The sequence below is a fragment of the Maridesulfovibrio sp. genome, from assembly GCF_963677005.1.
Lineage (GTDB): Bacteria > Desulfobacterota > Desulfovibrionia > Desulfovibrionales > Desulfovibrionaceae > Maridesulfovibrio.
This window is the reverse complement of the sequence record NZ_OY781616.1, coordinates 1,425,597-1,441,937: the sequence shown is the minus strand read 5'-3', so window position 1 is coordinate 1,441,937 and position 16,341 is coordinate 1,425,597. Positions and strand designations below refer to the sequence as shown.

The 16,341-nt window shown below is 50.6% G+C and carries 9 protein-coding genes and 1 tRNA gene; 7 read left to right on the top strand and 3 right to left on the bottom strand.

Annotated features, from left to right (window positions below; translation table 11 throughout):
- Positions 1-30: 30 nt before the first annotated feature.
- Together ACKU4E_RS06630 and ACKU4E_RS06625 are read right to left on the bottom strand one after the other, a co-directional pair.
- A complete protein-coding gene (locus ACKU4E_RS06630) occupies positions 31-1,218 on the bottom strand; it encodes an iron-containing alcohol dehydrogenase (protein ID WP_320170292.1) in 1,188 nt (395 codons plus the stop codon).
- 132 nt (positions 1,219-1,350) lie between these two features.
- A complete protein-coding gene (locus tag ACKU4E_RS06625) occupies positions 1,351-3,306 on the bottom strand; it encodes a cytochrome c biogenesis protein CcdA (protein WP_320170291.1) in 1,956 nt (651 codons plus the stop codon).
- An 80-nt stretch (positions 3,307-3,386) separates the two neighbouring features.
- Between ACKU4E_RS06625 and ACKU4E_RS06620 the strand changes: the two genes are divergently transcribed.
- The 3 genes from ACKU4E_RS06620 (at position 3,387) to ACKU4E_RS06610 (ending at position 4,841) form a co-directional block, all read left to right on the top strand.
- Positions 3,387-3,462 (top strand) — tRNA-Lys (locus ACKU4E_RS06620).
- A gap of 402 nt (positions 3,463-3,864) precedes the next feature.
- Positions 3,865-4,056 (top strand): hypothetical protein, encoded by a 192-nt coding sequence (locus ACKU4E_RS06615; protein ID WP_320170290.1) that lies wholly within the window; start codon positions 3,865-3,867, stop codon positions 4,054-4,056.
- A gap of 125 nt (positions 4,057-4,181) precedes the next feature.
- Entirely contained in the window at positions 4,182-4,841 is a 660-nt protein-coding gene (locus ACKU4E_RS06610) for an HAD family hydrolase (RefSeq protein WP_320170289.1), read from the top strand.
- A gap of 172 nt (positions 4,842-5,013) precedes the next feature.
- Here the strand turns inward: ACKU4E_RS06610 and ACKU4E_RS06605 are convergent, their stop codons facing one another.
- Positions 5,014-7,269, bottom strand: coding sequence for a methyl-accepting chemotaxis protein (locus tag ACKU4E_RS06605; RefSeq protein ID WP_320170288.1), 2,256 nt, complete (start codon positions 7,267-7,269; stop codon positions 5,014-5,016).
- 443 nt (positions 7,270-7,712) lie between these two features.
- Here ACKU4E_RS06605 and ACKU4E_RS06600 point away from each other — a divergent pair, with 443 nt between their 5' ends.
- The 4 genes from ACKU4E_RS06600 to dgcA all read left to right on the top strand — a co-directional run bounded on the left by ACKU4E_RS06600 (position 7,713) and on the right by dgcA (position 16,291).
- On the top strand, positions 7,713-11,066 hold the full coding sequence (locus tag ACKU4E_RS06600) for an ATP-binding protein (RefSeq protein ID WP_320170287.1): 3,354 nt from the start codon (positions 7,713-7,715) through the stop codon (positions 11,064-11,066).
- A gap of 295 nt (positions 11,067-11,361) precedes the next feature.
- On the top strand, positions 11,362-13,782 hold the full coding sequence (locus tag ACKU4E_RS06595) for a methyl-accepting chemotaxis protein (RefSeq protein WP_320170286.1): 2,421 nt from the start codon (positions 11,362-11,364) through the stop codon (positions 13,780-13,782).
- A gap of 545 nt (positions 13,783-14,327) precedes the next feature.
- Entirely contained in the window at positions 14,328-15,323 is a 996-nt protein-coding gene (gene dgcN / locus ACKU4E_RS06590; RefSeq protein WP_320170285.1) for an N-acetyltransferase DgcN, read from the top strand.
- Positions 15,323-16,291, top strand: a complete 969-nt coding sequence (gene dgcA, locus ACKU4E_RS06585) for an N-acetyl-D-Glu racemase DgcA (RefSeq protein WP_320170284.1) — start codon at positions 15,323-15,325, stop codon at positions 16,289-16,291. The genes dgcN and dgcA overlap by 1 nt, the downstream gene beginning before the upstream one ends.
- The last annotated feature ends 50 nt before the right edge of the window (positions 16,292-16,341 follow it).

Below are 16,341 nucleotides of genomic sequence, written 5' to 3'. Positions count from 1 at the left end.
ACAGAGCTGTTTGCCAAGAACGGAATGCCCTTATCCCTCAATTGCCTCCGAAAGGATGCATTCGAGCTCTTCCGTGGTCATCTCCGCAGGGGTGCATTCGAAAAGTTTTCCCATGGTTTCCTGCGCTATATTCACCAGTTCCGGCACATCTTCCTGTTTCAGGCCATAGGTTTTAAGCGATTCGTCATTGAATCCGGAACGTTCGAGAAGGGAGCGCAGACCTTCCAGAAAGACTGTCGCGCGCATGTTTTCATCAAATTCCCCGGTATCGTAACCCATGGCCATGGCCAGATCTTCGAATCTTTCCGGAGCACCGGGAATCAGTCGTTTGAAATAGGGAACGGAAAGTTTTGCCAGCCCCAGTCCGTGCGGGAGTTCCGGGTATTTGGCACTCAGTGCATGCTCAAGCGAATGCTGGGAAATGCAGCGGGAAAGGGTTTCGCACATGCCTGCTGCGGTGCTGGACCAGGCCATGACTGTCCGCGCTTCTATGTTATCGCCTTCCGCAATGGCCATAGGCAGGTAGTTGCTGATCAGGTGCACCGCTTCCAGAGCAAGCATGTCGCTTATGGGCTGATGCTGGGTGGATACGAAGGTTTCCACTGCATGGAAAAAAGCATCAATACCGGTATACGCGGTCATGCGCGGCGGGACACTGACCATGAGTTCCGGGTCCACGATGGAGATAACCGGGAAGGTGGAATCATTGCCGAGGCTGATTTTTTCGGTGCCTCCGGCTTTGTTGATGACGGCCCACTGGTCCGCTTCGGTTCCTGTGCCTGCCGTGGTGGGGATGGCGATGAGCGGTACTGCGGGTTTATCCGGGTTGACCCCTCCGCCGGAGCCGGAATGCATATAGTCCCAGCACCGACCGGGGTTTGATGTCAGCAGACATATGGCCTTGGACGCGTCTATGGTGGAACCGCCGCCCAGTGCGACAACAAAGTCTATTTCGTTTTCCCGGGCAATCTTTGCAGCCTGATCGACCTGTTCTGAAGTGGGGTTGGGAGCAATCTTATCGAACACCAGTGTGGATACGTCCTGAGCCGCCAGAGCAGCCTGCACCTTGTCGAGGTATCCATTCCTTATCATCGCACCGGATTCGCCGATGACAACCATGGCTTTTTTCCCGGCGGGCAGGCGAACCGTACCCAGTTCGGATATTTTGCCGGGACCGAATATTATGCGGGTAGGAATGAAAATCTGGAAATTGAGCATGGTTGTCCTCTGTATGTGATATTGAATTGTTGTTTGATGTCGAATCTGGATAGTTAACGTACTGAAGGCCCGGCGTAAAGGGCCGGACCGGGTCAAATTGAAAACGACCGGGAATTATGCCCGGTCGTTTTTTTATTTCAATGTCTGTCTGAGCGCGTCATCCATTTGTCCGGATGTGTACAGGTCCCGGATTACAGTAGGTGAGTATGTGCTGTTTCCCGTGCCGAAAATTGCGGCCAGCGGAATGGACCTGCTGCCCAGAGCCCGCAGGAACGCGTCGGCTCGCTTGTCCGGCAGGGTCAGGTCCACCTTGATGAAGGTCAGCCCGTATTCTTCCTGCCAGCGGTTCAGGTTGGCAGGAGTCAGTGCAGTCTGTTCAAGCACTTTGCAGGACGGGCACCAGTCGGCGGTGAATTCCACCAGAAGAGGATCGCGACCCAGTCTGGCGGAAAAGTCATTCTGCTCGAAGGCTATCCAGTTGGCGGAACGCTCCGGTGGGATCGAGGCCCAGAATCCGACCGAGACGCAGAGTACGAGCGCAGCAATGCGCAGCAGGTACATGGAGGATCTGGTGTCGCTTGATCCGGCCAGACCCCACATCCAGGCTCCCACCGCTGTGAACCACATGAAGATCAGGGCCGGTATGAACATGTTTTCCGGCAGAATGCTCAAAAGATATATGCATGTCCCGCACAGGAAGAATCCTGCAGCACGCTCAATCCATATGGTCCAGGCGCCGGGTTTGGGGAAACGGGCGGCCAGAGCGGGGAAAATGGCCATCAGGATGTAGGGCAGGGCCATCCCGGTTCCAACGCTTAGAAATACGGAGCCGATAACGTAATGCTTCTGCACCATGGCCCAGCCGAGCACGCCGCCCAGAAAAGGCCCACTGCAGGGGGTGGCCAGCAGGGTGGCCAGTATTCCCGTGAACAGAGCCTGTCTGCGCGGTCCTCCCTTTTCGGCGCTGATTTTAAGGTCCACCACCGGAAGATTGAACAGGCCGAACAGGCTGAGGCTCAGCGCGAAGACAATTCCTGCCAGGGCAATGACCACGGGAGGCTTCTGGAAGATCTGTCCCCAGGCCATGCCGGTGGCACCCAGAATACCGCTCAGCAGTCCGAAGTAGATTAAAATCCCGAGGGCGAAAAATATGTTGTGCTCGCGGAAGCTGCGTTTCTGCTCCTCCCGGTTTTCATGTTTTGCTCCGGCCATCAGCGTGGACAGTTTGAGGCTTATGACCGGCAGCACGCAGGGCATGAAGTTGAGCAGCAGCCCCGCCAGCAGACCGAAGAATATTGCTGTAGAAAGGTTGGTAACCTCAAGGCCGGGAGTGAACGGCTTCGGGGTCAGTTTTTCAGGCTTGAATTGAGCTGTGGTTTCCTCTTCGGGGTGGGCCGTCTCCGCGTTTACTGCTTCCGGTAGGGTTTGTTGCTGCGTTTTTTGTTCAACACCCGGCGCAACAGGCTTTTTCTTAAGCTGTGCACTCATGTCTTTTAGCAGGATTCTGCTGCCGTCTTTATCCTGCACAGCTTTCAAGAAGTCGGGCCACCACTTCTGAGCGTTCGCGGCCGGGAGTTTTTCTTTAGCCACGCCCATGCCGATAAAGTTGAATTTGTCTTTGTAAGGCTGACAGGCCGTATCGGAGCACATCAGCAGGGAAAGCTGCGTGTTCAGAGTGAATGTCTTATGCGTGTCCGGAATGGGAATGAGAATGGGGGTCGCGTCCGGGTATGTTTCTATTTTTCCCCCCTTGTTGAAGGGATCGTCTTTTATCTTCCCCGGCAGGTATATGGGCGATATCACGGTTTTTCCGGGAATAAGCGTGACTTTCAACGTGGTGGGCTGGCCCATTTTTCCCGGTGTGTGGGAGTAGGTATACCATCCGTTCTGAGGAGTAAGGACAAGAGCGGCTAGAATATCGCTTTCTATGCCCGATGCCTTACGGCTATCCGGGCTTAAACGGTATAATTTCCAACTGGTTGACAGGTTGGGGTTTTGGTTTTCGGCGCTGCAGGCCGGTTGAGGGGCAATAAGAACGGTTAAGGATATAAAGCTTAATAAAACAAATAAAATTAACTTCAAACGCATTAATGTGCCTTTTGGGTAAAAAAAATGAAAATTGTTGTTGACTTCTTTCGCGAAGATCTCTAAACCCTTTTTCACGACGCGGGTCACTAGCTCAATTGGTAGAGCAGCGGACTCTTAATCCGTTGGTTAAAGGTTCAAGTCCTTTGTGGCCTACCACCCGCAAATACAGGGGTTTAGACGAATAGTCTAGACCCCTTTTGCTTTTCTTTTTCCGGCTTGTACGGTTCCTGAATTTTTCATGTGGCAGTGCTCGCAAAGGGGTACACTGCTTTTTCGCCAGCCCTGAAATTATGGCTGATTGTTGGCGTGGTGTCTAATTTTTTAGCAGGTGTTTAAAATGTTAAAGGGTTAACTCCTTTTGGAGGTAACCCTTTTTTCATGTCTATTTGCGGTGGTTTGTGCTCGTTAGGGCAGGGTGCCGGGGTTCCAAGTTTTTTGTGTTTTGGGCGTGCTGTTGTGTAATCTATGCAATCTTCCGGACTGTTTTTATTCTTACCCCTGCCTAAATCCATTGACCATTTTTATTTCAGTCTTCAGGCTGCAATGACGGGGTTTGGAATGGCCATAGGCCCTGAGCCTATGGTCCGGGACGATATTAAGCAGGGACTGCTTGCGGCTCCATATGGTTTTAGAACAACACCTGTTGACTACGTTATCCTTTCACTCGAGTTGCCTGTGAGAAATAAGGACATGAAAGTTTTTATTGAATGGATTTCAGATAAGTTAAAGCTCCCAAATGATGCCGCGTAAGTCATATTGCTTTTCTTGAAAATGTCTTTGTCCTTCTTTAGGGTATAACCCTTCCTATTCGTAAAATACATGCGCTCCCGTGAGTGTTCATCATCTTGAAGGTAACCGTAACCCGGAGTTTCAAATTGGATTTTTCAGCTGTTATTTTCGATCTTGACGGCACCCTTCTTTATACTTTGGAAGAAATAGCCACAGTGGGCAACAACGCACTAGCCGGATTCGGGTATGCGACACATCCTGTAAGTGCGTACCGCAATTTTGTCGGCTCGGGTGCCAGAGTTCTGGCCTTGCGAATCCTGCCGGAGGAAGCTAGAACACCGGAGAACCATGAACGGGTATTTGCCGCTGTTCTGGATGAATTCGAACGGCTGCTTAATACGCTTACGCGACCATACTCCGGTATTCCCGAAGTGCTTGATCTGCTGCAGGTAGCCGGGAAAAAGCTTGCGGTGCTCTCCAATAAACCAGATGCCTTCACCAAGGCTGCCATGGCTGAATTTCTGCCGGATACCGATTTTTTCGAGATTCGCGGCGGAAGTCCGGATTTCCCACTCAAACCCGCGCCGGACGGAGCCCTTGCCATTGCCGCGAATATGGGAATTGCTCCGGAGCATATTGTTTTTGTGGGTGACTCCGATGTGGATATTAAGACAGCCATTAACGCCGGAATGATTCCCGTGGGAGCAGGGTGGGGATTTCGCGGGCCTGAAGAATTGGCTGCAGCAGGAGCAAGTGTTGTTTTCAGCAACCCCGGTGAATTGGAAAAATTGCTCTATCCCATCTAAATAACAGGTCATAGATTATATCAATATGAAGCCGCTTCGCTTGTGCGAGGCGGCTTTTTTGCGTTTGTTTGCAAAAAAAGTGACCGGCCATGCATTGAATCATGACCGGTCACTATGTGGTTTTACTGGCTGGGCTGGAGAGTTGTGTGGTTTATCAATCTCCCGATCAGAATCAGCCTTTCATCTGGTTGATGAGATTCTGCAGAACCTGAGCCTGCCTTGCGAGTTCGTCAACTGCTTTTGCCGATTCGTCCATGGCTTTTGCCGTTTCGGACGAAATTTCGGCAACCTGTGCCAGGGAGCGGTTGATTTCTTCGCTGGTCGCGGATTGTTCTTCAGAAGCGGTTGCTATGTTGTGCACCTGCCCGGAAGTAGTATCGACGAACGAAACAATGGCATCAAGAGCTTCCCCTGATTCTCCGGAGAGTTTTGCTGTTTCGTTGATCTTTGTCACCGCCTGCTCAACGTGGTTTATATTGGATCTTGTTCCATTCTGTATGTCGCTGATGGCTTTGCCTACTTCCTGAGTCGCAGTCATCGTTTTTTCGGCGAGCTTGCGGACTTCATCCGCGACAACGGCAAAGCCTCTGCCTGCTTCCCCGGCTCTTGCCGCTTCAATGGCTGCGTTAAGGGCGAGAAGGTTGGTCTGGTCGGCGATGTCGGAAATGACTTCCATGACCTGGCCGATGCCTTCGGCATTTTGTCCAAGCGTTGTTACATCTTCCTTGAGCTGCCCTGCTATTCTCTGTACGTCGCTCATGCTGTCCAGAACCTTGGCGACAACCTGTGATCCAGTTTGGGCCTTGTCCTTGGTCTGGTTGGCAGATTCAGCAGAATCAGAGGCGCTTCGTGCCACTTCAAGTACCGTTGCGTTCATTTCTTCCATGGCAGTGGCGGCTTCGCTTATCTGGGCGTACTGCGTTCTGGTACTTGTGCTGGATTGTTCTATCTGTGCAGAGAGCTGTTCCGATGCAGAGGTCACGATGTTGACGACCTCTTCCAGATCTCTTGCCGCCTGAAGTTTTCCTTCTTTTTCCGCTCTTGCCGCCTGTTCCTTGGCTTTGTTGGCTTCCTCAACCGCAAGGTTGGCCCTTGCTGCCGATTCTTCCGCGGCTTTGCTCTTTTCTTCTGCTTCGGTGATCATTTTCTGGAGGTTGCCGACCATCTTGCGCAAGGAGTTCGCAAGGGCTCCGATTTCGTCTGCCAGATCAATATCCAGCGTCTGCGAGAAATCACCCTCGGCCACGCTTTCGGCATAGCTGACGGACTTTTTGATCGGACGAACGAGTCCGCCTGCCATAAACCAAATGAATACGCAGGCAAGGACAATTATGGAAGCACCGGCTATCAGGGCAGTAACGTAGCTTTCATTGGCGTTGGCACGCATTTCCTCATTCACTTTCAGTACATCGGCAAATACGATATTACGGTCCACTTCAATCAGGATGGCCCACGGGGTTCCTGTGCGGGCAAGAGGAATGGGGGCCATAACCTGAACAAGACCGTCTTCCTTGCCGAGATTTATGTACGGCTCTCCACTTTTGGTCAGGCTCAGGATTTTGTCCGCATTGTGCGACTCGGTCTGGGTGATCGGCTTACCTACATTGCCGGCATTTGAACTGTCGGCAACGACTATTCCCATATTACTCACGACCTTTAGGGTCGCTTTTCCGCCATATATATTGCGTGCCACGTTTTTGCAGAGGTTCTGGACAAAATCGAGCCGTAAATCGGTCCCCGCGATACCCAGAAATTTGCCGTTGATCTTGACCGGTGCGGACATGGTGGTGAGCCAGTCTTTCTTTCCCTGAACGATGTACGGAAACGGATCAAGTATGTTTTCCCTTCCTGTTTCACGGGGGGAGAGATACCAGCCGCCTTTTCTTACGCCGTTATCATGCTGGCTGTCGTCTTCATACCCGACAAGGGCCTGACGGGCTATTTTCCCGCTTTCATCCCTGTTCCAGTAAGATATGAATCGGCCTGTTTCATCATAACCGTCTTCCTTTCTGCCTGCGTATGCAGCATCGTTGCCATCAACGGCATCGGGTTCCCATGCGCTGTATGTGCCGAGAAACTCTTTGTTGTCCTGAAGTACTGTTAAAAGGATGTCGTTAAAAACAGTGCGCAGGTTGTTCGGCCTTTCAGATTCGGGAATCGAACGCAATGTTTTGAAAATGCTGGCTATGGTCCGGGCTGTATCCAGGTTTACTTCCAGTTTGGAGCGAATAACTCCCGCTTCGGCCCTGGCAATTGCCAGCAGGCTTGTCTGCGTGCTTTTGTCAATCAGATCATCAACCTTTTCGTGGACAAATGTCTGCGTTTTGTTCTGATTCATGATCTGAAGACTGATCAGCGCTGCTGCTGAAACAATCGTGCAACAGGCAGCCATAAGAATGATTTTCGTTTTGATCGACTTTAATTTCATACCCACTCCCTTTCCCTCTACTGGCGTTTGAAAAATTACATGCCCGTTCATTCCGACAGTTGTCTAATATTTACTCTACTACACCTTTTGGCTATGGACAATAAATTATAATTTATTGTGTTCCATAGTTATTTTCGATAGTTTGGCTTCAATGAATTTGTGGAAATGCCTTGGTGCGTTTTCTTTTTCGTCAGTAATTAGCAGCAGGCGGTTTCTGTTTTTGTAAAACCGGTCAGGGTCGGTTTTAGCGCATTGTTTTACCCCATGCCGTGAGGACTAAATCTAAGTTGAAGAAATGTTCAGAACTGCCGGATTTATTTATTGTCTCGTTTTGACAAGATTTACACCTGCGGTTATTTTATAGCGATAGCATGCAAGTGCTGTTGCTCGCCTGCACGATTCGTATGTTTCTGCTGCGTAAAGGATAATCAGAGGAGTGGCAGATGCCCCGATCCCGTTCCATAGGAATCCGTTTCAAACTGATCGTAATTTTTGTGTTCATCAAGGTGCTGCCGTTGATAGCTCTTGCTTGGGTCGCCTGGAATGGGATTACTCTTCTGGGAGAACATGTGGAGGATAACGTTGCGGCTCTTTCCGAAGAAACGGGGCGTGCGGTAACCGGAATAGGAAACATGGCTGTGGAAAGCTCCATCCGGGCTCTTGATCTTAAATCCCGGGAGGCCATAGAACGTCTTACGACAGATACCGCAAGGGATGTGGCAGCGTTTTTATATGCCCGCGACAATGATGTGCGGCTGGCTGCCGGCATTGATCCTTCCGAAGATAATTACAGAAAATTTCTTGCTCCCCTTAATGGGTTTATTACCGAGCACGGACCGTATGTTTTGAACAGCGAAGGTAATGCCTGGGTGCCGGAACATCCAGCTGTACCTGATAATAAAATAGTCCGGGCGCGCAACTCCGACAACGCCAAGGATTTTCACTCCCGTCCGCCGGAAACCGGGTTCATCCGTAAAAGCAGGCCCCTGTTTCTGGAAATGACTTTTGTCGGTCTTGATGGCGTGGAGCGGGTCAAGGTGACTACTTCAAAGCTCGTGCCGGATGAAAAAAGGGACGTTTCAAAAAGCGCAAATACTTACTGCAAGGCGGAAACATATTTCAACGAGCTTAAAAAGCTTGCCCCCGGTGAAGTCTTTGTATCCGAAGTCATCGGCCCATACCTGAAAAGCCCGGTTATCGGGGCGTACACAAAAGTAAGTGCCCATAAGAAGGGAATTCCCTTCGAGCCGGAAAAGGCGGCCTATGCCGGCAAGGAAAATCCGGTAGGCAAGCGTTTTCAAGGACTGGTGCGCTGGGCTGCTCCTGTGGTGAAGAAGGGGAAGATAATAGGATATGTGACCCTTGCCCTGGACCATACACATATAATGGAGTTTACCGACCATATTGTTCCCACCGAGGAACGCTATACCCCCATATCTGACGCCTCTACCGGAAACTATGCATTTATGTGGGACTATAAAGATAGGAATATCTCTCATCCCAGAGACTATTTTATAGTCGGATATGATCCGCAGACCGGGCTTCCGGCCGTGCCTTGGCTTTCCCGCGCCATGTATGAGGATTTTTCCGAAAGCGGCGAGGGTATAGTGGAGTGGGAGGAAAATGCCCCTGAATTCAAAGATCAATCACTGCGAAAGAAGCCTGCACCGGAACTTACCGATGCGGGACTGCTGGGGCTGGACTGCCGGTATCTTAATTTTGCGCCGCAATGCGAAGGCTGGAATAATCTGACCCGTGACGGCGGGTCGGGGTCGTTCGTGATTCTGTGGAGCGGCTTGTGGAAGCTTACTACTGCGGCGGCAATTCCGTATCATACCGGCATCTATTCCGGTCCCCGCGGTTTCGGTTTTGTGACCATCGGGGCCAACGTTCCGGAATTCCACAAGGCGGCGACCATGACCGGAAAGCAGATTGACGGTATGGCCGAAAACTTCCGCAATTCCATGGAAGAGCGTAATGCCGAAATTCAGGAACATCTGCGTTCCACGCAGGCGGCCACTTCAAGAAAACTTACCATGTCCACTGCCGGCATGGTTGCGGTTGTTATCCTCATCGCGATCTGGATGGCTTCTATACTGACCAAGAAAATCACCGATATTATTGCCGGAATGAGAGAGTTCAAGAGCGGCAGACTGGATAGACGCCTCAAGGTGGAATCCGGAGATGAGTTCGGGCAGCTTGCGCTTACATTCAATGAAATGTCCGATGATATACAGGACCTCATAACTGATCTGCGTCAGGCTGAGGAAAAATTTCGCGGAATTGTGGAGAACGCTACGGAAGGTTTTTTCCGCAGTACGATTGACGGGCGTCTGGTAAGTGCCAACCGGGCCCTGGCCAACCTGCTTGGGTATGAAACACCGGAGCAGCTGATGGAAAATGTCAAAGATCTGGCTTCGCAGTTGTATGTGGATGCCGGGCGCAGGCAGGAAATGCTCAGGGAGCTTGAGAAGCATGGAACAGTACGGGATTTCGAGTATGAAGCACGGCTTCCGGATGGGCGGACCCGTTTTCTGAGTAACTATTGCAGGCTCATCGCCGAAGATGACGGACAGGTCTATCTTGAAGGGATGGTAACCGATATTTCGGAACGCAAACTTAAGGAAAAGGCGGAGATAGACAAGGAAGCTGCCCAGGCCGCCAACGAAGCCAAGTCGGAATTTCTAGCTAATATGAGCCATGAAATACGGACTCCTCTGAATGCGATTCTCGGGATGACGGAGATGCTCGCTGAGTCCGGACTCAGTGAAGAGCAGAAGCGTTATGTTGCTCTTTTTGAGTCCGCCGGTAACGGATTGCGCCGGTTGATAAACGAGATTCTTGATTTTTCCAAAATCGAGGCCGGGCAGATGATAATCTGTGAAACCCCTTTCAGTTTTCGTGAACTGATGGATAACATTGCCAGCATTATGAGTGTTCAGGCCAGAGCGGAAGGACTTGAATTTGAAAGCATAATCAGTGCGGATGTCCCGGAATGCCTACGTGGAGACGGTCTGAGATTAAGGCAGGTCTTGATGAATCTTTTAGGCAATGCCGTTAAGTTTACAGAGAAAGGAACCGTCAGGGTCGCTGTGGACGTGGCCGGAAGCGATGGCGGAAGCGTACGTCTTTTTTTCAATGTTATTGATTCCGGGATAGGCATTGAATCTGAAAAGATAGGAACTATTTTCGAAAGTTTTACCCAGGCCGATTCCTCCACGACCCGTAAATACGGGGGAACGGGATTGGGACTGGCCATATCTCGTCGGCTGGTTGAACTGATGGGCGGGGATCTTTTGGTTGAAAGCATTCCCGGTACAGGGACAACTTTTTCCTTTTCACTTCCTTTTGAAATCTGTGTTCCCGGTGAACTGGACGCCTACAATGCAGAGCAGGATTACGGTGTTGCGCCGGGCTGTGACCGACCCAGAAAGGTGCTCGTGGTTGAAGACTCCAAGAGCAATCGTATGCTTCTTGAGCATTATCTTAAGAATACGGATCACGAAGTGGTCATGGTGGAAAATGGGCGCGAAGGGGTGGAAATGTATAAAAACAATGTGGATATAGATATTATCCTCATGGATATGCAGATGCCTGTCATGGACGGAGTGGAGGCAACAAGGGCTATCCGAAATTATGAAAAGGATCACGGCCTCGAACCGGTCAGAATAGTAGCCCTTACCGCCAATGCATATGAAGAGGACAAGCGGAAGTGTCTGGACGCCGGATGTAACGGGTATCTCGCAAAACCCGTAAGTAGGACCGATCTGCTTAATGTCCTTGGCGATATAAGCTGAGAACGGAAAAAATGTGTTTTTTAAACCGGGGGCCAGTGATGACTCCCGGTTTTTTTGCGTCGCAAGTCACTACACCGATGTTATTTTGCCTCCCTAGTGTAAAAATATTATATATTGTTATTTTTTGAACAATATTTGGTCTATATGAATTCAAATTAACAATTTTACGATCCTCTGCTGTGAATTTAGTCACGATTGATTTTATTTTTAACCGCTGTTGTTCAATTCCCCTGTCCGTGTTAATTTATTCCCAAGCGGGTGATAAAATTTTGTACGGTTCGGAGGGATCATAATAATGAAGTTAAACGTTAAATTCATAGCTCCGCAGGTTGCGGTCGTGGTTGTTCTCGGCTGCCTGAGCTTTTATTTCATAGATAGTTCTTTTGGCAAATTAAAAGAAATGTATGTTTCGTCCGTGGTCGGAAGTGCTTTTACTTCTGTCGTTACGGGAATAGATGATGCCTCTCTGGCCGCTCGCCAGGAGGCTTCGCTTTTTTCTCAGCGGCCGGGAATAGTTGATGCGTTCAAGCTGGCTCACTCCGGAGATATTTCGGATGAAAATTCGCCGGAATCACAGCGGGCCAGGGAAGATATTCGCAAACTCCTCAAAACTGACCTCAAGGGCTTTCAGTCATTGGGCGGGGGCAAGCTTCGCCTTCATTTTCATCTTCCCAACGGCAGAAGTCTGGTCCGTCTGTGGCGTGACAAGCAGGCCAAGCGCGGCGGAAAGTGGGTAGACATTTCCGATGATATATCAAGTTTCAGACAGACCGTTCTTGATGTGAACAGGCAGGGCGTTCCTCTGGGAGGGATTGAACTCGGAAGGGGCGGATTTGCCATCCGAGGGCTTGTTCCGGTCAAGAGTGAGTCCGGAGAATCGTTGGGTTCTGTCGAAGTTCTCAAGAATTTTGCCCCGATCCTTAAGGGTGTTGAGGACGCGGGCATCTCGACCATGCTGTTCATGAATAAGAATCTACTCGAAACCGCGACCTCGCTTCGCGATACATCCAAGTATCCGGTGGTTAATGATGAGTATGTCCTTGTAAGCTCCACCAATGCAGATAAATACATACCTCTTATAAGCAGGGATTTGCTTGATCAGGGCCGAAATGAACAGGCGATCCTCAATATCGGCGGTACTGCCTTGGCAACCCTGCCGATACGCGATTACAAGGGCAGACAGGTCGGAATTCTGGTCGGGGCGGTTAACCTCGAAAATATGGTGCAGCTTTCCAGGAGCGCCAACATTTCTCTGCTGGCCTGTCTTGGGGCCATCCTTTTCGTTCCGCTTGCCATAATCTATTTTATTCTGCGTGCTCAGGTTGTTAATCCCGTTCGGCAGATTACCTCCAAAATCAGGGATATCAATGAAGACAAGGCTGATATGGAAAGCTGTATGGCTGTCCGCTTTCGTGATGAGATCGGCGACATGTGCCGGGAATTCAATTCTCTTCTCGGTAAGCTTTCCAGCATGATGAACGACATGCAGGTTTACGTGGACGTGGTCAATGCCGTGCCTGATCCTGTTTTTGTAGTGGACAAGGATTTTCATACTATTCTCGCAAACAAGGCCGTTGCAGATTTTGCCGGTCTGAACATTGATGAAGTGAAAGCCAGACGTTGTTCCGCCATCTTTAAGACCAGAGTCTGCTCGACCGGTAAATGTCCCATTGAAATGGCCATGCGTTCCGGAAAGAAGGAACTGACCGAGATTATTTCCGTGCATGACCGGGCCGGCAATGAAATATTCATACAGCCGGTGGCCATGCCGCTGCGGGATTCAGAAGGCCGGATAGTCGGTTATCTTGAGGTGGCCCGCAATGTGAGTGAGCTTGTGCTGAAAGAGAACAGCATTAATGAGCAGCTTGAACGGATTAATGAAGTAAACAGTTCGACAAGGGCTGTTTCTGCCGATGTCTACAACAGTTCCGAGGACCTTGATAGGGAAATGTCGGCCGTTGATGATGCGGTTTCATCGCAGAAAAGGCTGATTGAGGAGACTGTAAGTGCTTTCGGGCAAATGAATGATAGTGTTGTTGATATTGCGGAAAATGCCGGCAGAGCATCCGAAAAGACGCTTGAAACCAGAGAAAAGGCCGAAGACGGGGCAAAAATTGTCTTTGAAGCGGCTGAGGCAATCACAAGTGTAAGTCGCCAGACGGAAGTCATGAGTGAGATCATGGGTAAGATGGAAGGACAGGCTGACAGTATCGGACGGGTGTTGAGCGTTATTAACGATATTGCCGATCAGACCAACCTGCTGGCCCTGAATGCTGCTATAGAAGCGGCCAGAGCCGGTGAGGCCGGGCGCGGATTTGCTGTTGTCGCGGATGAAGTCCGCAAGCTGGCGGAAAAGACTATGGAGGCAACCAGAGAGGTGGAAGAGGTTATCACCGGTATTCAGACCCAGACCAAGAGTTCAAGGGAGCTGACCGATGAAACCAGGACTCTTGCAGCCAAGGCCGCGGAATTTGCCGAAAAGTCAGGCAGTTCGCTCAAGGATATCGTCGGTCTTGTTCAGGAATCTTCTGCCGATATGGGCAACATAGCCGCGGCTGTGGAACAGCAATCGGCCAGTTCCGAAGAGATTAATCGGGCCATGAAGGATGTTCATGAACTTGCCGTCAAGGTGTCGGAGAGAGTGGATGCCTCTTCCGATTCTCTCAAAAATCTGGTCCGGCTGGCCGGCAGACTGGATGAGATTGCCGCCGGATAATCTCCGGTATACAGTAAGTGCGGCTTAGGCCGTTACCTTTGAGGGTGCTTGATAAAACGGGTCGGAAGGAAATTTCCGGCCCGTTTTTTTTGATGTTTTTCAGGGGTGTGTACAAAATTGTAAGAAAGGCTGCTGATGGCAGTCGTTTTTTTAAAATAAAAACGCAGAAAATTTAAAAAAGAAATAAAATTTTAGAATTAAATTTAACAAATCACGTTTTTGTGGATCAAAAACTTTGATAAACATTCCGACTAGACAATTTTATGCATTTTTGTTGTCCGATTTTGAGTGCCCGTTTAAGATCCCTGGACAACATAACGGCATAACATCTTGTTTTAGTTGTTAATTGCCCTGTCTCTTGTTGCTCTGGCATGTAAATTGATAATCGTGTCAGACCGGCTCCTGAATTCGCGTTAGCGGCCTTCAGGGGCTGACGGAAGAGTTTAGTTTGATAATCCTGTAACCTGTTTTCTGCAGGTTCGCATGCAGATATGAAATCGAACCTGATTGCAAATCAAGATCAAAAGTAAAAGGGGATAGTAACCATGTTTGAAGCACCTTACCTTCTGTTTCTCGGAGATGCTCCTGACGCTCTCGGAGCCAAAATGGCTCAGGGAATTTACGATTGGAGACCTGAAGCTGTTGCCGGACAGCTGCGTATGGACGGTTGTAAAGCCGACCTCGGAATTAAGGATCTGACCGTCAAGGAAGCTGTTGCAGCCGGTGCAAAGACTCTGGTTGTAGGCGTTGTCAACCGCGGCGGAATCATTTCCGACAGCTGGAAGTCCGTACTTGTTGAAGCTCTTGAAGCCGGTATGGATGTGGCTTCCGGGCTGCATACCCTCCTTCGCGATCAGCCAGAACTGGTAGCTGCTGCTGAAGCCAGCGGCAGTTCTCTGATTGATGTACGTATTCCCACCGTCAAGTATCCCATCGCAACCGGTAAGAAACGCACCGGTAAGAGATGTCTTGCTGTCGGAACCGACTGTTCCGTTGGTAAGATGTACACCGCTCTGGCTATTGACCGTGAAATGAAAAAACGCGGTATCAAATCCGATTTCCGCGCCACCGGACAGACCGGTATCCTCATTGAAGGCGGAGGCGTTCCTCTGGATGCAGTTATCGCCGACTTCATGGCCGGAGCAGTAGAATACCTCACTCCGGACAACGATCCTGATCATTGGGATATCATTGAAGGGCAGGGCAGCCTTTACCATGCCTCCTATTCCGGTGTAACCATGGCACTTGTACACGGTGGTCAGCCCGATGCTCTGATTCTCTGCCACGAACCCACCCGTGAACACATGCGCGGTCTGCCCGATTATCAGCAGCCCACTCTTGAAGAACTTCGCGACACTGCACTGACCCTCGCCCGCGTGGTCAACCCCGAATGCGAAGCTGTTGCCATATCCGTAAACACACAGCATATGTCCGAAGATGATGCTCTGGCATACCTTGCCGAAGTTGAAAAACGCATGGGCATTCCCGCTGTTGATCCTTTCCGCCAGGGTGCAGAAAGACTGGTCGAGGCTCTGGTCTAATGAAAATATCGGTTGCAAGAGACGTATTTCCGCTGGCACAGGTCTTTACCATTGCACGCGGCTCCCGGACAGAAGCTGTAGTTCTGCGGGTGGAGATTGAGCAGGACGGGATAGTCGGGCGCGGTGAATGCGTCCCGTACGCCCGCTACAATGAAACCGTCGAATCCGTAACCGCGCAGATTGAAAGTCTCGAAATGCCTCTTTCACGCGAACGGCTCCAGTCGGCTCTGCCGGCCGGGGCCGCCCGCAATGCCGTTGATTGCGCATTATGGGATCTTGAGGCAAAACTTGCCGGAGTTCCTGTATGGAAGTTGGCAGGAATCGAGGAACCAGCAGCGGAGATAACCGCGTATACTCTTTCTCTGGGTACTCCTGAGAAAATGCGCAGTCAGGCTGCTGAAAATTCATTTCGTCCCCTGCTCAAGACCAAGCTCGGAGGCGGACTTGAAGACATCGCCCGCATTGAGGCCGTACGCAGCGGAGCACCGGATTCACGTATAATAGTAGATGCCAATGAGGGCTGGACCCCGGAAATCTACCGTGAACTGGCTCCCGTACTTGTACGCCTCGGTGTGGAAATGGTGGAACAGCCGCTTCCCGCAGCGGATGATGACGCATTGCTTGATATGGACCGCGTGCTTCCTGTCTGCGCTGATGAATCGTGTCACGACCGTGCCTCGCTTCCCGGGCTTGCAGGCAAGTATGATATGGTCAACATCAAGCTGGACAAGACCGGTGGTTTGACCGAAGCTCTTGCCTTGCGTGAAGCCGCGCTTGCGGCCGGATACAAGGTCATGGTCGGATGCATGGTAGGTTCTTCCCTTGCCATGGCCCCGGCTGTGCTTGTTGCCCGTGGTGCCTCTGTCGTGGATCTGGACGGTCCTCTGCTGCTTGCAAAGGACAGGGAGCATGGACTTGAGTATGATGACAAGTCCGTCTTCCCGCCGCGTCCGGAACTCTGGGGATAACCGTTCAGTGTCGCTTGCCGGGAGTAACTTGTTTCCCGGCGGTTGTTCTG